The following is a 17,901-nucleotide window of genomic DNA, read 5'->3' as shown; positions in this document are numbered from 1 at the left end:
TAGGCTCGCCCCCATGGCACCGAAGCCCAGCCTTCAGTCCGAGTCACACCCCGCCGATCCCCGTGCGGCCGATCCGGAGCTCACCGACGACGGGCACGTCGTCGAGCCCAGCGCGGACGACTACCGTCACGCCACCGAACTCGAGATCAACCACGACTGGTACAAGTCCGCGGTGTTCTACGAGGTCCTGGTGCGGGCCTTCTACGATTCCGACGGCAACGGCACCGGCGACCTGCGCGGGCTCATCGAGAAGCTCGACTACCTCGAATGGCTCGGCGTGGACTGCCTGTGGCTGCCGCCGTTCTACGACTCGCCGCTGCGCGACGGCGGGTACGACATCCGCGACTTCCGCACCGTGCTGCCGGAGTTCGGCACCGTCGAGGACTTCGTGGAGCTCCTCGAGCAGGCGCACAGCCGGGGTATCCGGGTGATCACCGACCTGGTCATGAACCACACCTCGGACACCCACGCGTGGTTCCAGGAGTCCCGAGCGGACCCGACGGGCCCGTACGGCGACTTCTACGTGTGGTCCGACGACGACACGCGGTACCCGGAGGCCCGCATCATCTTCGTCGACACCGAGTCGTCCAACTGGACCTACGACCCGGTGCGCGGACAGTTCTACTGGCACCGCTTCTTCTCCCACCAGCCCGACCTCAACTACGACAACCCCGAGGTCCAGGAAGCGATGATCGACGTCCTGCGTTTCTGGCTGGACCTGGGCATCGACGGGTTCCGCCTGGACGCGGTGCCCTACCTGTTCGAGCGCGACGGCACCAACTGCGAGAACCTGCCCGAGACCCACGAGTTCCTGCGCAGGTGCCGGGCCGTGGTCGAGGAGGAGTTCCCCGGGCGTGTGCTGCTGGCCGAGGCCAACCAGTGGCCCGAGGACGTGGTGGACTACTTCGGCGAGTCCGAGGTGGGCGACGAGTGCCACATGGCGTTCCACTTCCCGCTCATGCCTCGGATCTTCATGGCGGTGCGGCGGCAGTCCCGGTTCCCCGTCACCGAGATCCTCGCCCAGACCCCGGACATCCCGTCGTCGGCGCAGTGGGCGATCTTCCTGCGCAACCACGACGAGCTCACGCTCGAGATGGTCACCGACGAGGAACGCGACTACATGTACGCGGAGTACGCCAAGGACCCGCGGATGAAGGCCAACATCGGCATCCGCCGGCGTCTGGCCCCGCTGCTCGACGGCGACACCAACCAGCTCGAGCTGTTCACCGCACTGCTGCTCAGCCTCCCCGGCTCGCCCATGCTGTACTACGGCGACGAGATCGGCATGGGCGACAACATCTGGCTCGGCGACCGCGATGCCGTCCGCACCCCGATGCAGTGGAGCCCCGACCGCAATGCCGGGTTCTCCCGCTGTGATCCGGGCCGGTTGTACCTGCCCGCGATCATGGACCCCCTGTATGGCTACCAGGGCGTCAACGTGGAGGCGCAGATGAACTCCACCGCCAGCCTGCTGCACTGGACGCGGCGCATGATCCACGTCCGCAAGGACCACCCCGCGTTCGGGCTGGGCGAGTTCACCGACCTCGGCGGGTCCAATCCGTCGATCCTGTCCTACCTGCGCTCGCTGGATTCCGACGGCACGGGCACCGACGTGATCCTGTGCGTCAACAACCTGTCGCGCTTCCCGCAGGCGGTGCGCCTGGACCTGGCGGAGTACGCCGGCCGCCAGCCCGTCGAGCTCACCGGCGGGGTGCCGTTTCCCGAGGTCGACGCCGACCCGTATCAGCTCACGCTGCCCGGGTACGGCTTCTACTGGCTCGAGCTGCGCAGCCCGGAGGAGGGACCGAGATGAGTATCTCCCCGGTTGACGACGACACGATCGCCCGACTGCTCACCGACTGGCTACCCGAGCAGCGGTGGTTCGCCGGCAAGGGGCTGGAACTCACCGGAGTGCGGATCACCCGGCGCGAGGTGTTCCTGGACGATCCCGAGGTCCTGGTCGAGCACCTGCTGGTGGATCTCGAGGTGGACGGTCGGCCCCAGCGCTACCAGGTGCCGATCGCGACCGCGGCCGAGTTGCCGGGTGACCGACGGGCGTTCCCGTTGACCCCGGAGGGCGCTTCCCCCGTGATCTACGACGGACTGCGCGACCCCCGCGGCACCGAGTCCCTGCTCCGCCACCTGGCCGGGCAGGACGAGGTCGGCGGGCTGCGGTTCCGACTGGTCCCCGGCGCCACGCTGCCCGAGCCCACGTGGGGGCGGCTGCTGGAGGGTGAGCAGTCCAACTCGTCGCTGGTGTACGGCGACGACCTCATGGTCAAGGTGTTCCGGCTGGTCCAGCCGGGCGTGAACCCCGACGTGGAGCTGCACGCCGCGCTGGCCGACCGGGAGTGCCCGGCGGTGGCGGCGCTGCGGGGATGGGTGGAGTTGGACGACGACGACACCGCCGCCGGCGACACCGGGGCCGGGCCCACCACGCTCGCCATGGCCCAGGAGTTCATGGCCGGGGCGGCGGACGGGTGGGCGATGGCCACGGCGAGCGTGCGTGACCTGTTCGCCGAGGCCGACCTGCTCGCCGAGGAGGTCGGCACCGACTTCGCCGACGAGAGCTTCCGGCTGGGCGCCGCCGTCGCGCAGGTGCACGAGGACCTGGCGGCGGCGACCGGGGTGAGCACCCGGGACGGCACCGATCTGGTGGCGTCGATGCGGGCCCGCCTGGATGCGGCGGTGGCGGAGGTGCCGGAGCTGGCGGAGTTCGCCGACGCGGCCCGGGCGGTCTTCGACGAGGTGGCGGGATTTGGCCCGGTGCGGGTGCACCGCATCCACGGCGACCTGCACCTCGGCCAGACGCTGCGGGCCCCGGACCGGTGGATCGTCATCGACTTCGAGGGCGAGCCGGCCGCGCCCCTCGCCGAGCGACGGGTGGCCGACGCCCCCGCCCGCGACGTGGCCGGCATCCTGCGCAGTCTCGACTACGCGGCACAGCACACCCTGGTCGGTGTGGAGGACCGGCAGCTGCGGTTCCGGGCCCGCGAGTGGCGCGACCGCAACGTCGACGCCTTCTGCGCGGGGTACGCCGAGGTCAGTGACTCCGACCCGCGCGAGACCGGTGCGCTGCTACGGGCCTACACGCTCGACAAGGCGCTGTACGAGGTCGTCTACGAGACGCGGAACCGACCCGGCTGGGTCGCGGTGCCGATGGGCGCGGTGCGGCGCATCCTCACCGCCGACTGACACGCCTGTCGCCCACCCGGCCGGTCGGGCGGGTGGGCGACAGGGGCGACACCGTGAGGCGTCAGTTGCTCGAGATCCGCTCCTTGGCCCACTTGTAGTCGGCCTTGCCCGCGGGCGAGCGTCGGATCTCGGGGACGTCGACGATCACCTTGGGGACCTTGTAGTTCGCCAGGGACTCGCGCAGGAACGCCGAGAGCTCCTCCTGCTCGGCCGACATGCCCTCGCGGAACGACACGACCGCGGCGACCTTCTGGCCGTACCGCTCGTCGGGAGCACCGGCGACCAGCGCGTCATGGACGGCCGGGTGCGCCTTGAGCGCCTGCTCGACCTCCTCCGGGAACACCTTCTCGCCACCGGTGTTGATGCAGCCCGAGCCGCGCCCCAGGAAGACGATGGTCCCGTCCTCGCGGAGCTGCCCCATGTCACCGAGCACCGCCACCCGCTGGCCGCCGACCTCCGGGAAGGTCTTGGCGGTCTTCTCCGGATCGTTCCAGTAGCCGAGGGGGACGTGGCCGCGACGGACGATGTACCCGACCTCGTCCGATCCGGGCTCGACGGGCTGGTTCGACTCGTCGATCACCCCGAGGCGCGGGGTGGGCGCCAGGAGCATCTCACCCTGCTCGTTGAGGTTCATCTCGCCGTCGTTGCCGGTCTCGGAGGCACCGAAGTTGTCGCGGATGATGACGTTCGGGAACGCCTCGATCAGCCGGTCGCGGGAGCTCTTGGACCAGATGCCTCCGCCGGAGGCGACCATGAACATGGCGCTGAAGTCCTTGGTCTCCTTGGCCGCGAGCAGTGCGTCGGTGATCGGGACCGCCATGCCGTCGCCGACGAACATCAGCAGCTGGGCCTTGTACTCGGCGGTGGCGTCCACGATCACCTCGGCGTCGAAGTCGCGGAACATGACCAGGTGGCCGCCCAGGTTGACGAAGGTCAGCAGGGTGAACAGGCCGGCGCCGTGCATGAGCGGGGCCGAGATGACGATCTTGAATCCGCCCTCGGGCGAGACGTTGTCGGCGACCTCCTGCGGGCTGTGCCGCTTGTCGCCGTACGGGTTACCGCCGGACAGGCACGCGTAGTAGTAGTCCGACATGTGCCACTGGACGCCCTTGGGGAACCCCGTGGTACCACCGGTGTAGACGATCCAGTGGTCGTCGCCGCGGACCGGCTCGAAGCCGCGCTCCGCGGACTGCTTCGGCAGCTCGGCGTCCACATCGACGACCGTGAGGCCGCTCTCGGCGCAGGCGTCGGCGAGGACCTGCGGGACGCCGCCCACCACGAGGACCGTGCGGGCGGTCTCGAGCTTGGGCACGGCGGCGGCCATGGTCTCCGCGAACTCCGCGTCGACCAGGACGGCGACCGACTGCGAGTCGTTGAAAAGGTAGACCAGCTCGGCCGGGGTGTAGCGGTAGTTGACGTTGATCCCGGCCACCCGGATCTTCATGGCCGCGACGATGGCCGCCATGTGCTCGGCGCTGTTCTTCATGTACAGCGCGATATGGCTCTGCGGCTCCGCACCGTGGGCCTTGAGGAGATGACCCATCCGGTTGGCGAGCTCGTCGATCTGACGGTAGGTGTAGTCGACCCCGTCCATCGTGAGCAGGAGGTTGTCCGGGATCTTGTCGGCCACGGCCTCGAAGACGGCGGCCTCGTTCATCTCCGGATTGGTCCCGGCGAGGGGATCGGTGGACTGGTCGGCTGCTGCATCAGTCATCGGGCGGGTCCTTTGCACGCGGGGGCTAACTGTGTCGTCTCTCACATTGTGACCTGAACTTGTTCTCGTGTCCAGACGCGGGTCTGACCTGCGCTGATTTCAGATTGCTGGAACAGGTTCTATTCACTATAGGCGGCCGCACCGGCAGGTCGCTGCAGCGGTGGGGCCGGGGAGGGCCTACATTGCGAACATGAGCGGATCACGGTCCAGAAATCCCGGCCCGCCGTACGACGGCGGTCTCCGGCTGCCGCGTTCGACGGGATCGGGTGACGTGCCGCAGGATGGCCGTCGCTCGTCGGCGCGGGAGGCCGACCGGCCCTCGCGGCGGAGCGGCCCGACCCTGCACGGCCCGTCCGAGCAGGGCACTCTGCGGTCCCGCGGGCTCGCGGGAGGGCTGCGGATGTTCGTCCGCCCGGCGCTGGACAGGATGCCCGCGACGGACGTCTCGCTCGGCCGCCTGCGTGCGCTGACCTCCGGCGCCGGGCGGGCGGCCGCCCTGGAGAGCACCAACGACTGGTCCGGGGACGGGCCCGTGCCCGGCCTCTGGGTGGGCCGCAAACGCTTCTTCGACTCGGACAAGGTCATCTACCACATCCACGGGGGTGGCTTCACGTTCGGATCGCCGTGGTCGCACAAGGCCCTGGCGTCGAGGATCGCCAGCGAGACCGGCGTCCCCGTGTTCCTGCCGGACTACCGACTCGCCCCGGAGCACCCGCACCCGGCGGCCACCGAGGACACGATCGCCGGGTGGGAGTGGCTACTGGAGATGGGCTTCCCGGCCGAGAACATCGTGGTCGCCGGAGATTCCGCGGGGGGCAATCTGGCGATGCAGCTGGTCGCCCACCTCGAGCGGACCGGGGCGGCGATGCCCGCCGGCGTCGTCCTTCTCTCACCGTGGGTCGACCTGGACTTCACCGACATGACCGCGCGGGACCGGGCGCGCAAGGACCCCTTCCTCGCGCTGGGACTGGCCGAACTGTGTCGTCGCCAGTACGCACCGGGTGTGGACACGGACGATCCGGCGATCTCCCCCATCAACTACGAGCCCTCGCCCGACTGGCCGCCGTTCCTCATCCAGTGCGGCGGCGAGGAGATCTTCAGCGGGGGCATCGAGGCGATGGCCGAGAACTTCGCCGAACACGGGGTGCGTCACGAGTTCCAGCTGTGGCCCCACCAGTTCCACGTGTTCCAGGTCTTCCACCCCCTCGTCCCCGAGGCGAAGATCGCGGTGCGGGACATCGGATCGTTCGTGCGCGGCTGCCTGCGGGGCTGATCAGACCGTGAGCACCAGGCCCGAGGTGGGCACGCCGGTGCCCGCGGTGACGACGAGCTTCTCGGCGCCGGGGACCTGGTTGACCGAGTCACCGCGGAGCTGACGGACGCCCTCGGCGATGCCGTTCATCCCGTGGATGTAGGCCTCCCCGAGCTGGCCGCCGTGGGTGTTGAGCGGGAGCCGGCCGCCCACCTCGAGCGCGCCGGGCTCGCGGACGAAGTCCTTGGCCTCACCGCGGCCACAGAAGCCCAGCTCCTCGAGCTGCATGAGCACGTACGGGGTGAAGTGGTCGTACAGCACGGCCATGTCCATGTCCTCGGGCCGCAGCCCGGACTGCTCCCAGAGCTGGTTGCCGACGATCCCCATCTCCGGCAGTCCCGCGAGCTCGGGGCGGTAGTACGAGGTCATGATGTACTGGTCCGGCCCGGACCCGGACGCCGCCGCCGCGATCGACACCGGCCGGTTCGGCAGGTCGCGGGCCCGCTCGGGCGTGGTCACCACGATCGCCTGACCGCCGTCGGACTCCTGGCAGCAGTCGAGCAGGTGCAGCGGCTCGGCGATGTACCGCGAGTTCTGGTGGTCGGCCAACGTGATCGGCTTGCCGTGGAAGAACGCGGCGGGATTGGCCGCGGCGTGCTTGCGGTCGACCACCGCGACCCGGCCGAAGTCCTCGCTCGTGGCGCCGTACTCGTGCATGTAGCGCTGCGCGACCATGGCCACGAACCCGGCCGGGGTGGACAGGCCGTGCGGGTAGGAGAAGGCGTTGTCCGTGCCGGAGGAGTTGACCTGCTGCACCAGCGCCGAGTTGACCTGGCCGAAGCGCATCCCGGAGCGCTCGTTGAACGCGCGGTAGCAGACCACGACCTCGGCCACGCCGGTCGCCACGGCCATCGCGGCCTGCTGCACGGTCGCGCACGCCGCGCCGCCGCCGTAGTGGATGCGGGAGAAGAAGTTCAGGCTGCCGATCCCGGCGGCCCGGGCCACCGCGATCTCGGTGTTGGTGTCCATGGTGAACGACACCAGGCCGTCGACGTCCGAGGGCTGCAGCCCGGCGTCGGCGACGGCCGCCTGCACGGCCTCGGCGGCCAGCCGCAGCTCGGAGCGGCCGGAGTCCTTGGAGAAGTCCGTGGCGCCGATGCCGACGATCGCCGCCTTGTCTGAGAGAGAGCTCATCAGGCCGGGTCTCCGTTCATGTAGAGGGTGGCCGTGGAGGTGACGTGCGCGCCCAGCGAGTCGGTGCCGACGATCTTCAGCGTGACCAGCCCGTCGGCGTCGACCCCGGTCACCTCGCCGGTGAGGGTGAGGGAGTCGTAGGCGTACCAGGGCACGCCCAGGCGCAGCTTGATGGACGTGATGCGGGCGCGCTGGCCCGCCCAGTCGGTGACGAACCGCTGCACCAGACCGGTGTCGGTGAGGATGTTGACGAAGATGTCCTTGGACCCCTTGGCGTGGGCCAGGTCGCGGTCGTGGTGGACGTCCTGGAAGTCCCGCGTCGCCAGGGCGGACGCCACGATGAACGTCGGTGTGCCCTCGATGGTCAGCTCGGGGAGCCGGTCCCCCACCGCCACGGCGGGCGGGGTGGCCGGACAGACGGTACGGTGCTCGCTCACTTGACGGCCCCTTCGGTCCTTGCGGGTGACCCCGCGGATTCCTGACGGTCGACAGGGCGTGCGCCGGCCGGGCGCCAGGCGTACAGCGTCCACGGCTCGGTGCCGAACGCGGCGTCGGCGGAGGAGTCGCCGGGCATGTCGAGGAACTCCACCTCGACCTCCATGCCGATCCGGACCTCCGCCGGCTCGATGTCGCGCAGCTCGCCGAGCATGCGCACTCCCTCCTCCAGCTCCACCAGCGCGATGACGAACGGGAACCTGGTGCGGCCCGGCACGCGCGGGGCGTGATGGACCACGAAGCTGTACACGGTGCCGCGGCCGGAGGAGACCACGTAGTCGGTCTGCTCGGACTTGTCCTTCCACAGCGCCGGGACGGGCGGGTGCTGCAACGAGCCGTCCTCGCGGGTCTGGATGCGCAGCTCGTGGGCGGCGACGCCGGCCCAGAAGAACTGCGTGTCGTGCGAGACCGACGGGCGCAGGACCTTGCCCACCACCAGGTCGTCGGTGGCCGAGCCGGAGCTGGCCACGATCTGGTCGGCGGGCGCCGGCTCGGGCTCGGCGGGCTTCGCCGCGGGGCGGAACTTGAGGATGCGGAAGTCCATCTCCGCGACGACCTCGTCACCGACGCGCCAGTAGTTGCGGGTGGTGAAGAACCAGCCCTCCCCCAGGCCCGTGGTCTTGGGGCCGAGCACGTCCACCAGGACGGACTCGATGGTCACCTCCTCGCCCGGGCGGGTGTATCGGTGGTAGGTGGAGTCGCAGTTGGTCGCGACGACCGAGGTGAAGCCCTCGGCGTCGAGGAGGTCGGTCATCCGACCCAGCGGGTCGTCGGCCTCACGGGTCTTACCGAGCCCGCGCATGGTCCACACCTGCGCCATGGCCGGCGGTGCGACCGGTCCGCCGTGTCCGGCCGCGCGTGCGGCCTCCTCGGAGGAGTAGATGGGGTTGGTGTCACCGATCGCCTCGGTCCAGTTCCGGATCATCGGCGTGTTGATCGGGTCGCGGCCCGCACGGCGGGCGCTCCCGCCGGCGGCGCGGACCTCCTCGGCGGCGGCGAGGATACGGGCGGCCTGCTCGTCACTCATGGGTACCTTCTCGGTGGATCAGGGGGATGGTCTCTAGCGGGCGGTGCGTGGCATGCCGAGGCCACCCATGCAGGTCAGTTCGCGCATGACCTCGTTGACACCGCCGCCGAAGGTGATCACCACGTTGCGCTTGTTCATCATGTCGAACCAGCGCTGCAGCGCCGCGGTGTCGGGATCGGTGGGGTCGCCGAAACGGCCGAGCAGCTCCTCGACGATCCGGCCGACGTGCTGGATCTCCTCGGTGGAGAACACCTTCGAGGCCGCGGAGTCGCCCATCGACGGGTTCTCGCCCATCGAGGAGACCTTCCAGTTGAGCAGCTCGTTGAGCCGGACGATCGCGAAGATCTCCGCGAGTCCGCGCCGCACCTCGGGCCGGTCCAGGTGGCGGACCCCGTCCGGGCCCGTGCCGCGGGCCCAGGCGGCCAGCTCGTCGTAGTACCCGCCCGGACGCCCGGACGGCGCGAGCATGACGCGCTCGTGGTTGAGCTGGGTGGTGAGCATCTTCCAGCCGCCGTCGACCTCGCCCACCACCATGTCCGCCGGGACGCGCACGTCCGAGTAGTAGGTGGCGTTGACGTGATGGGCGCCGTCGCAGGTGATGATCGGGGTGAACGAGAAGCCGGGGTCGGTGGTGTCGACGATGAAGATCGTCAGCCCGCGATGGCGCGAGTCCGGGGTCCCGGTGCGGGCGGCCAACCAGATGTAGTCGGCGTGGTGGCCGCCGGTGGTCCACATCTTCTGACCGTTGATGATCCAGTCGCCGGTGGCCTCGTCACGCCTCGCGGTCGTGCGCAGGGCGGCCAGGTCGGTGCCGGCGTCGGGCTCGGAGTAGCCGATCGCGAAGTGGATCGACCCGTCGAGGATGCCGGGGAGGAACTTCGCCTTCTGCGCCTCGCTGCCGTACTTCTGCAGGGTCGGACCAACGGTCTGCAGCGTCACCGACGGCAGCGGCACGTCCGCACGCGTGGCCTCGTTGGTGAAGATCTGCTGCTCGATGTGGCCGAAGCCCTTGCCGCCGTACTCGGCGGGCCAGCCCACGCCCAGCCAGCCGTCGCGGCCCATGCGCGTGATGATCTCGGCGTAGGTGTCGCCGTGACGGGTGGTGGCGATGTCCGCCGCCTCCTCCGGCGAGATGAGCGTCGAGAAGTACTCGCGCAGCTCTGCCTGGAGTGCGCGCTGCTCGGGCGTGAGGTCGATGAACGCGCCGTCGGGGTCGGCCGGGGTGGCGTCCGCGGCGGGGGCGGCACCGCCCGTCTCGATCCTGTCGACCGGGTCCGCGGCGAGCGCGGCACCGAGCGCGTCGAGGTGCAGCTGTGCGCCGCCGACGAACCGGGCCAGGTCCTTGACCGCCGAGGCGTACCGGAACATGGGGTAGGTGACGTCCACGCCCACGCCGCCGTGCAGGTGGTGCAGGATCTGGACGGCCCGTGGGCCCTCGGCCGCCAGCCAGTAGGCGCCGATCGTGGGGTCGGACTCGTAGCGGTCGCCGGACCCGGCCAGGCCCTCCGAGATCCGCCAGGACACCGACTGCGCGATCACGTGGAGCGTCTGCGAGACGATGTACACGTCCGCGAGCTCCTGCTGGACCGCCTGGAACGACCCCAGGGCCTTGCCGAACTGCTGACGCTCCTTGAGGTAGCCGGCCGTCATGTCCAGCGCGCCGGCGACGAGACCGTCCCCGTGCGCGATACAGGCGGACAGGACGAGACGTCGGAACACCTCGAGGACGGGCTCCGATCCCGAGCCGCGCAGGACGTCGTCGTCCTCGACCTCGGTGGCCTCGAACCGCATCGCGTACTCGGGCACCCCCAGGGAGCCGAGGGTGGGCGTCAGGGTGACGCCCGGGGCGTCGGGGGCGACGACGACGAGTGCGGCGCCCTCGGACGTGGACACCGGCACGAGGACCGAACGGGCCTGGGCCGCGTACCGCACCGACGTGGCGGTCCCGGTGAGCTTCCCACCGTCGAGCCGCACGGTGGGCTCGAGCGGCAGTGGGCGTCCGGGCTCGGCGACGGCGGCGGTGAGGATGCGGCCGTCCTCGATGCCCTCGAGAAGCCGGGCCTGCTGGTCGGGGGTGCCCAGCGCGACGATCGGCGCCACGCCGAAGCCCAGGGTCTCCAGGACGGGGATCACCACTCCGGCGCGGCCGACCTCCTCGAGCACCACCGCGATGTCGGCGGGCGTGAGGTCGTCCCCGCCGAGGGCGGAGGGCAGGCCCAGGGAGAGCAGACCGGACTCGGCGAACGCGGCCCACAGCCGCTCGTCGAAGCCGGCGTCGTCCACGCCGCGGCTGGGTAGCGCGGTGAGCAGTTCCTCGGCCGGGGCGGCCGTCGACAGTGCGCCGGCCACCGCCTCGGCGACGGCGGCCTGGGTCTCGGTACGGGTGAAGTCCACGGGGGTCAGTCCTTAATCGGGAGGGGGTCGGTCACGTGCTCGAACTAGTCCCTGGGCAGGCCGAGGATGCGCTCGCCGACGACGTTGAGCAGGACCTGCTCGGTGCCACCGGCGATCGACAGGCAGCGGACCATGAGGAACTTGCGTCCCTGCTCGGTGAATTCGACGCCGCCGGTGCCGGTGAGCTGCAGACCGAACTCGGCGATGTCCTGACGGTGGCGCACACCCACGATCTTGCGGACCGAGGACTCGGCGCCCGGGCCCGAGCCGGCGAGGCTGCGCAGCGCGGTGCGCAGGTCGAGGAGGTTTCCGACGACGCCGTCGGCGACGTGCTTGCCGAACTCGTCGAGCACGAGCGCGTCGTCGGCCACACCGGCGGCGTTGATCAGCCCGATGATCTCCTCCGCAGCGTCGCCGAGCGACGAGCCACCGCCCATGGCCACGCGCTCGTTGGCCAGGGTGGTGCGGGCGATCTTCCAGCCGTCGTTGACCGTGCCGATCTGGAACTCGTCGGGCACGAACAGGTCCTCGAGGTAGACCTCGTTGAACAGGGCCTCGCCGGTGATCTCCCGCAGCGGCCGGGTCCGGATGCCCTCCGAGCGCATGTCCACGAGGAAATAGGTGATTCCCTTGTGCTTCGGCGCGTCCTTGTCCGTGCGCGCCAGGCACATCGCCCAGTCGGCCTCGCGGGCCAGGGACGTCCACACCTTCTGGCCGTTGAGCTTCCAGCCGCCGTCGACCTTCTCCGCGGTGGTGCGCAGGGCGGCGAGGTCGGAGCCGGCGCCGGGCTCGGAGAACAGCTGGCACCACCTGATCTTCCCGGCCATGGTGTCGCGCACCAGCAGATCGGCGTGCTCGGGGGCGGCCTGCAGGATGGTCGGCACCGCCCAGCCGCCGATCGTGATGTCGTGGCGGGTGACGCCGGCGGCCTCGAGTTCCTCGTCGATGAGCAGCTGCTCGGCCGGGCCCGCGCCCAGGCCCCACGGCTCGGGCAGGTGCGGCATGAACAGGCCGGTGTCGGCCAGGGCCTGCTTGCGCTCGTCGCCCTCCGCCGCGGCGACCTTCGCCACCAGGGCGCGGATCTCCTCGCGCTTGGCGTCCAGTCCGTCGATCTCGGACAGGTCGATGTCCAGGTGCCGGCGCCGGCCGGCGAGGGTCAGCTCGGCCAGGCTGCGCCGCCAGCGGGCGGAGCCGCCGATGATCTGGCGCAACGCGCTCGCGCGCCGCATGTAGAAGTGGGCCTCGTGCTCGAAGGTGAAGCCGATGCCGCCGAGGATCTGGATGCAGTCCTGGGAGTTGCGCACGGCGTTGTCGAAAGCCAGCGCCCCGGCGACCGCGGCGGCGACGGGCAGCTCGGAGTCGGAGGCGGTGAGGTCCTCCGCCGCGACGGCGGCGTCCCACGCCAGCGCGCGCACCTGCTCGGTACGGCACAGCATGTCGGCCGCGAGGTGCTTGATGGACTGGAACGAGCCGATGGTGCGGCCGAACTGCTCGCGGATCTTGGCGTAGTCCACCGCGGTGGCGAGCGTGTAGTCGGCGACGCCCGCGGCCTCGGCGGCGGCCAGGGTGACGAACAGCTGGTGGACGTGCTCGGTGGTGATGCCCTCGAGGATCCTCTCGGCCGGGATCGTCACACCCTCCAGGCGGACGCGGCCGATCGACGCCGAGAGGTCGTAGGGCGTCGACGGGGTGACGGTGACGCCCGCCGTGCCCGCCTCGAGCAGCGCCCAGCGGGTGGTGCCGTCCACCTCGACGGGCAGCAGCAACCCTCCGCCGGGGGTGCCGCCGTAGGCGACGCCGGGATCGCCCGTGATCTCCCCCGACCCGTCCAAGGTCGCGGTGCCGATGCCCAGGCACACCCCGACGGGCAGGCCGCCCTCGGCGATCGTCTCACCCAGCGCGTTGGCGACGGCTCCGCCTGCGCGCGAGACCAGGACACCGGTCAGCGCGGTGGACAGGACCGGGCCGGGCGCCATTTTCGCCGCGGCCTCCTCGAGCATGCACGCCAGGTCGACGATCTCGGCGCCGGCGCCACCGTGCTCCTCCGCGATGGCTACGCCGAACAGTCCGAGCTCGGCGAGCTGGGGCCACACTGCCTTCCAGGCTTCCGGATCGTCCTCCTGGGCGCGTACCGTGGCCACGGGATCGGCGGACCTGGCCCAGGCCTTGATCGAGTTCTGGATCTCGGTCTGATCCGGGGTGGTGGCGATACTCACTGCTGGACTCCTCGGGCGCGACGGGATTTCCGTACTCGGCGCGGGCCCGCTGACCCGCGCGCTCCACGCCAGAATAGAACGTGTTCTAGGTATCGTGTTCTAGAATGCACCAGAAGGGTCCCCGACGCACACTCGGGTCCCGCCCCAGCCCGCCGGGATGCCCCGTTGACCCGATCCGACCAGCGCAGAAGGTTTCGCCTCCATGACCAAGAGCTCAGCCGAGACCCGTTCCGCCGCCGCGCCGGACCCCGCCGCCCGGAGCGACGAGCCCACCACGTCGTCGCAACGCGAGCGCCGTCGGCGGATCCTGGACGCGACCCTCGCCCTGGCCGCCAAGGGCGGCTACGAGGCCGTGCAGATGCGTGCCGTCGCCGAGAAGGCCGAGGTCGCGGTGGGCACCCTCTACCGGTACTTCCCGTCCAAGGTGCACCTGCTGGTCTCGGCGCTCGCCCGTGAGTTCCGTCGGCTCGACCAGCGCACCGAGCGGTCAGCCCCGCCCGGCGACACCGCGCAGGAGCGGATGAAGGTCGTGGTGGAGATGATCACCAAGTCCATGCAGCGCGACCCGAACCTCACCGAGGCGATGACGCGCGCCTTCATGTTCGCCGACGCCTCCGTGGCCAACGAGGTCGAGGAGGTCGGCTTCTACATGGACCGGATCCTCGCCCGCGCGATGGCCCAGGGCACCCCGGACGAGGTGCAGCTCTCGATCGCCCGGGTCGTCTCCGACGTGTGGATGTCCAACCTCGTGTCGTGGCTGACCCGCAGGTCGTCGGCCGCCGAGGTCGCCACCAGGCTCGGTCTCACCATCGATCTGCTGCTGGGCAGCGACGACTCTCCCCGCCGGGCCCGGATGCACACCGCGATCGGCAACGGCCACGACACAGACTCGGACTCCGACCCCGGCGAGATCGGCGAGGGCAGAGACTCAGCCGTCTGACAACCCGCCCAGAGCGGCACCGCATCCGCTCCCGCGGCTGGCGTCCCGCTCCCGCGCCTGACCGCCAAGACGGCCGCCGCTCCCGAAGATGGCGTCTCGCCTGCCCATCGGGGCACGCGAGACGCCATGTCGAGGGGCGACGGGCCCGGGCGGTTGCGTAGGGGGCGGTCAGGGCACGACGACCGGCGGCACCGTCCGGACCGGCCCGGAGACGTCGGCGATCCACCGCAGCGGGCCCCGGCTCGGATCCCAGCCGGTGAGCAGGTCGGCGACCTTGGCGGTCATCTCGCGGCCCAGGCGGAGGAACGAACTCTCCGGCTGGTCGTCGACCTCCCCGAGGATCAACCACCACGCCCAGGCGACGGCACCGGCGTTGGCGACGAAGTCCGGCAGCACCGCGATCCCGCGGGCCGTGAGGTCGAGTTCCGCGTCGGCCGTGGTGGCGGCGTTGGCCGCCTCGACCACGATCGGTGCGGTGACCTCGGTGCAGTTGTCCGCGGTGATGGCGTACGAGACGGCGGCGGGCACGAGCACGTCCACGTCCATGCCGAGGATCCGGTCGCGGTCCAACCGCTGCACCCGGGCGGGGACGGCCGAGCGGTCGATCTCCCCGAAGCGGTCGCGGGTCGCCAGCAGCGCCGGGACGTCGAGTCCCGCCGGGTCGTAGAGGGTGCCGGCGGCGTCTGCCAGTGCGACGACGCGCATGCCGGCCTCGTGGAGGTACCACGCGGCGCCGCCCCCCATCGTGCCCACGCCCTGGACGGCCACCGAGGTGCGCTCGATGTCCCAGCCCCGGACGTACGCCGCCGCGAGGCACGCCTGCGCGACCCCGTAGCCACCGATCACATCGCCGAGCAGCCCGCCCGGAACCCCGGCGTTCAGCCCGCGGAAGATCCGGTCGGCGGTGGCGGCGGGATCGGCCGACCGCTCGATCGCCGCGTGATAGGACTGCCGCATCCCCAGTCGGGCGAACACCTCGTCGATCAGGTGCTGCGGGACGCCCAGATCCTCGGCGGTGACCCAGTGTCGGTCGAGGAACGGCCGCATGGCCTCGCAGAACCGGCCGAGCACGTCGATGGCGCGGGGGTCCTTGGGGTCGAAGTCGATGCCGCCCTTGGCCCCGCCGATGGGCAGGTCGAACGCCGCCGTCTTGCGGGTCATTCCGCGGGCCAGGTCCTCGACCTCGCGGAGAGTGCACCCGGCGCGCATACGGGTCCCGCCGGTGGCCAGACCGCCGACGAGGGTGTCGACCACGAGGTAACCCCGCGCCCCGGTCTCCTCGTCCTCCCAGTGCAGTCGCAGGTAGGGCTCACGGCTCGATCGGCTCGCGCTCTCCGGAGCGGCGGGCACGGTCTGGGGGGCTGACCCGGTATGACCGGTGGTGCCCGGGATCTCGATGGACGTCATGGTGCTCGCCTCCTCGGCGACCTCGTCCGCCGGCGGGTCCGGCGGGGATGTCCCCAGCATGCGAGCATGCGTCCCGGGGGTCCAGCGAGACTTCGTGGACCTGACCGTTCACTTTTCCTGCACGATGCGGCCGCGCGCTCCTACGCTCGGGGAATGGAGCCGTCACTGCACCGGCTACGGCTGCTCGCCGAGTTGGAGCGCCGCAGCACCGTCACCGCGGTCGCGGCCGCGCTGGGGTACACCGTCTCGGCCGTGTCGCAGCAACTCTCGTTGCTCGAGCGGGAGGCGGGGACCCCGCTGTTCGAGAAGCGGGGTCGCGGGCTCGCGCTGACCGAGGCGGGGCTCATACTGGCCGGGCACGCGCGGACGATCCTGTCCGCCGTGGAGGACGCCGGTCACGCCATGGAATCGGCCCGTGCGGGCGTCGGCACGAACCTCACCGCCGGGGTGTGGGCGTCGGTGGCCGTCACGCTGCTGCCCGCCGGGATGCGGATCCTGGCGCGCGACCACCCGGGCATCGTGGTGCGGACCCGGGAGCTCGCCCCGGAGGACACCACCGGCGCGGTCCGGGACGGCTCGCTCGATCTGTCGTTCGTGCTGGACTACTCCAGCTACGTGATGGCGGACGTGACCGACCTGGTGCGGGTGCCCATCGCGAGGGAGTCACTGCACGCGGTCGTCCCCCGCGGCTTCGTGGACTCGACCCGACTGTCGCTGGCCGACCTCTCCGGGGCGCCGTGGGTCGTCGCGCACCCGCGGTCGCACTTCGGTCGCGCGGTGCGGATCGCCTGTCGCGAGGCGGGGTTCGAACCCGACGTGCGGCACGAGGCGGGCGAGCAGTCCACGGCGCTGTCCCTGGTCGCCGCGGGCCTCGGGGTCACCCTGGCCTCCGACCTCGGGCTGAGCACCTTCGGCGCGGACGTGGAGGTGATTCCCCTGACCGACGAGCTCACCAGGACGGTGTCGATCACCTATCGCCGTCGGGACGCCCGGCGGCGACCACTGCAGGCGTTCGTCGAGGCGTTCACCGACGGCGCGCGCGAGGTCGGCCTGGACCCCGCCTGACTCCGGCGCACCGATGCCGGGTCCCGCACCCGCGGGGCCCGGCACCGGTGTCCGGCTCAGGGCCGGCGCGCGAGGAAGTCCGGCCGCGGCGGGGTGCCCGCGAACGGCTCGGTCAACTCGTTCTCCACACTGTTGAACACGATGAACACGTTCGCCCGGGGCAGCGGCGTGATGTTGCCGCCCGAGGCGTGCAGGGCGTTGCAGTCGAACATCGTCATCGATCCCGCCCCGCCCGTGAGCACGTCGAGACCGTGGCGCTCGTACATCTCGGAGATGTGCTCCTCGGACGGGACGCCGATCTTCGGCGACGTCGAGACGAGCGATTCCTTGTAGTAGTTCTCCGGAGTCTCACCCGCGCACTGCACGTAGTACTTGTGCGTGCCCGGCATGATCATCAGGGGCCCGTTGTAGGTCTCGTTGGGTGTGAGCGCCAGGGAGGCGCTGCACGCACGCGGCCGGGGCATGCCGTCCTCGGCGTGCCAGGTCTCGAAGTCCGAGTGCCAGTAGAAGGCGCCGCCGGCGAATCCGGGCTTGTAGTTGAGCCGGCTCTGGTGGACGTAGACGTCCGAGCCGAGGATCTGCCGGGCCAGGTCGATCGCGCCGGATCGCTCGACCGCCTCCCACACGACCTCACTCAGGTCGTGGACGTCGAAGATCGAACGGACGGCCTCGCTGCCGGCCTCGCGGATGATCCGGGGGTCGCCGGCCATCTGTGGATCGGATCCGATGCGGTCGATCTCGGCCAGGCAGGCGTCGATCCGCTGCCGGTCGAGTGCGCCCTCACGCTGGATGTAGCCGCGCTCGCCGAACTGGAGGACCTCGGGATCCTCGCTGCGTCCCCACAGGACGGGGTCACGGCGCTCGACGATCTCCGGTCGCCCGCTCACGCGGGACTGGTAGTCATCTACGGCAATGGTCATTACGACTCCTTTCTCTCCTCAGCCTGAAAACCCCGGCTGACTCGGGAAAAGCGAGGAGTGCCACCTCTCGCGGAGCCGACCG

Annotated in this window: 13 protein-coding genes and 1 pseudogene; 5 read left to right on the top strand and 9 right to left on the bottom strand. The window is 70.8% G+C overall.

What is annotated here, in order from left to right:
* The first annotated feature begins 13 nt into the window (after positions 1-13).
* A complete protein-coding gene (gene treS, locus AB5G72_RS03415; RefSeq protein WP_440220999.1) occupies positions 14-1,813 on the top strand; it encodes a maltose alpha-D-glucosyltransferase in 1,800 nt (599 codons plus the stop codon).
* A complete protein-coding gene (locus AB5G72_RS03410) occupies positions 1,810-3,195 on the top strand; it encodes a maltokinase N-terminal cap-like domain-containing protein (RefSeq protein WP_440220998.1) in 1,386 nt (461 codons plus the stop codon). The genes treS and AB5G72_RS03410 overlap by 4 nt, the downstream gene beginning before the upstream one ends.
* Positions 3,196-3,256: 61 nt before the next feature.
* Here the strand turns inward: AB5G72_RS03410 and AB5G72_RS03405 are convergent, their stop codons facing one another.
* A complete protein-coding gene (locus AB5G72_RS03405; protein ID WP_440220997.1) occupies positions 3,257-4,909 on the bottom strand; it encodes an AMP-binding protein in 1,653 nt (550 codons plus the stop codon).
* A gap of 190 nt (positions 4,910-5,099) precedes the next feature.
* Between AB5G72_RS03405 and AB5G72_RS03400 the strand changes: the two genes are divergently transcribed.
* The gene (locus AB5G72_RS03400) at positions 5,100-6,182 is read left to right on the top strand and encodes an alpha/beta hydrolase (RefSeq protein ID WP_440220996.1); all 1,083 of its coding nucleotides are present in this window, start codon (positions 5,100-5,102) and stop codon (positions 6,180-6,182) included.
* On the opposite strand, the gene AB5G72_RS03395 is transcribed toward AB5G72_RS03400, so the two are convergent.
* The 6 genes and pseudogenes from AB5G72_RS03395 to AB5G72_RS03370 form a co-directional block, all read right to left on the bottom strand.
* Positions 6,183-7,355: a lipid-transfer protein gene (locus AB5G72_RS03395; RefSeq protein WP_120284619.1), complete on the bottom strand. Its 1,173-nt coding sequence runs from the start codon at positions 7,353-7,355 to the stop codon at positions 6,183-6,185.
* Entirely contained in the window at positions 7,355-7,792 is a 438-nt protein-coding gene (locus AB5G72_RS03390) for a MaoC family dehydratase (RefSeq protein WP_440220995.1), read from the bottom strand. The genes AB5G72_RS03395 and AB5G72_RS03390 overlap by 1 nt, the downstream gene beginning before the upstream one ends.
* A complete protein-coding gene (locus tag AB5G72_RS03385) occupies positions 7,789-8,877 on the bottom strand; it encodes a bifunctional MaoC family dehydratase N-terminal/OB-fold nucleic acid binding domain-containing protein (RefSeq protein ID WP_440220994.1) in 1,089 nt (362 codons plus the stop codon). Before AB5G72_RS03385 ends, AB5G72_RS03390 begins: the two co-directional genes overlap by 4 nt.
* A gap of 33 nt (positions 8,878-8,910) precedes the next feature.
* The gene (locus AB5G72_RS03380; RefSeq protein WP_325768604.1) at positions 8,911-10,074 is read right to left on the bottom strand and encodes an acyl-CoA dehydrogenase family protein; all 1,164 of its coding nucleotides are present in this window, start codon (positions 10,072-10,074) and stop codon (positions 8,911-8,913) included.
* A gap of 102 nt (positions 10,075-10,176) precedes the next feature.
* Positions 10,177-11,160, bottom strand: a pseudogene (locus AB5G72_RS03375) (acyl-CoA dehydrogenase family protein); the annotation flags it as partial.
* 155 nt (positions 11,161-11,315) lie between these two features.
* Positions 11,316-13,487 carry an acyl-CoA dehydrogenase family protein gene (locus AB5G72_RS03370; protein WP_440220993.1) on the bottom strand — a complete coding sequence of 724 codons (2,172 nt, stop codon included), beginning with the start codon at positions 13,485-13,487 and terminating at the stop codon, positions 11,316-11,318.
* Positions 13,488-13,689: 202 nt separating this feature from the next.
* Here AB5G72_RS03370 and kstR point away from each other — a divergent pair, with 202 nt between their 5' ends.
* Positions 13,690-14,427, top strand: a complete 738-nt coding sequence (gene kstR, locus AB5G72_RS03365; protein WP_120284629.1) for a cholesterol catabolism transcriptional regulator KstR — start codon at positions 13,690-13,692, stop codon at positions 14,425-14,427.
* 168 nt (positions 14,428-14,595) lie between these two features.
* Here the strand turns inward: kstR and AB5G72_RS03360 are convergent, their stop codons facing one another.
* Positions 14,596-15,834, bottom strand: coding sequence for a Glu/Leu/Phe/Val dehydrogenase dimerization domain-containing protein (locus AB5G72_RS03360; protein WP_253003705.1), 1,239 nt, complete (start codon positions 15,832-15,834; stop codon positions 14,596-14,598).
* 153 nt (positions 15,835-15,987) lie between these two features.
* Here AB5G72_RS03360 and AB5G72_RS03355 point away from each other — a divergent pair, with 153 nt between their 5' ends.
* Positions 15,988-16,899, top strand: a complete 912-nt coding sequence (locus AB5G72_RS03355; protein WP_067711690.1) for a LysR family transcriptional regulator — start codon at positions 15,988-15,990, stop codon at positions 16,897-16,899.
* Between the two features lie 56 nt (positions 16,900-16,955).
* Here the strand turns inward: AB5G72_RS03355 and thpD are convergent, their stop codons facing one another.
* Positions 16,956-17,819 carry an ectoine hydroxylase gene (gene thpD, locus AB5G72_RS03350; RefSeq protein WP_096906082.1) on the bottom strand — a complete coding sequence of 288 codons (864 nt, stop codon included), beginning with the start codon at positions 17,817-17,819 and terminating at the stop codon, positions 16,956-16,958.
* Between the last annotated feature and the right edge of the window lie 82 nt (positions 17,820-17,901).

It is taken from the genome of Dietzia sp. MNB45, assembly GCF_051994785.1.
Taxonomy (GTDB): Bacteria; Actinomycetota; Actinomycetes; order Mycobacteriales; family Mycobacteriaceae; genus Dietzia; species Dietzia kunjamensis.
This window is presented reverse-complemented; position numbering and strand designations above follow the sequence as displayed.

Excerpts from the sequence above, each read along its gene's own strand:
- treS (WP_440220999.1), top strand. The coding sequence starts at position 14 with ATGGCACCGAAGCCCAGCCTTCAGTCCGAGTCACACCCCGCCGATCCC.
- AB5G72_RS03410 (WP_440220998.1), top strand. The coding sequence starts at position 1,810 with ATGAGTATCTCCCCGGTTGACGACGACACGATCGCCCGACTGCTCACC.
- AB5G72_RS03405 (WP_440220997.1), bottom strand. The coding sequence starts at position 4,909 with ATGACTGATGCAGCAGCCGACCAGTCCACCGATCCCCTCGCCGGGACC.
- AB5G72_RS03400 (WP_440220996.1), top strand. The coding sequence starts at position 5,100 with ATGAGCGGATCACGGTCCAGAAATCCCGGCCCGCCGTACGACGGCGGT.
- AB5G72_RS03395 (WP_120284619.1), bottom strand. The coding sequence starts at position 7,355 with ATGAGCTCTCTCTCAGACAAGGCGGCGATCGTCGGCATCGGCGCCACG.
- AB5G72_RS03385 (WP_440220994.1), bottom strand. The coding sequence starts at position 8,877 with ATGAGTGACGAGCAGGCCGCCCGTATCCTCGCCGCCGCCGAGGAGGTC.
- kstR (WP_120284629.1), top strand. The coding sequence starts at position 13,690 with ATGACCAAGAGCTCAGCCGAGACCCGTTCCGCCGCCGCGCCGGACCCC.
- AB5G72_RS03360 (WP_253003705.1), bottom strand. The coding sequence starts at position 15,834 with ATGACGTCCATCGAGATCCCGGGCACCACCGGTCATACCGGGTCAGCC.
- AB5G72_RS03355 (WP_067711690.1), top strand. The coding sequence starts at position 15,988 with ATGGAGCCGTCACTGCACCGGCTACGGCTGCTCGCCGAGTTGGAGCGC.
- thpD (WP_096906082.1), bottom strand. The coding sequence starts at position 17,819 with ATGACCATTGCCGTAGATGACTACCAGTCCCGCGTGAGCGGGCGACCG.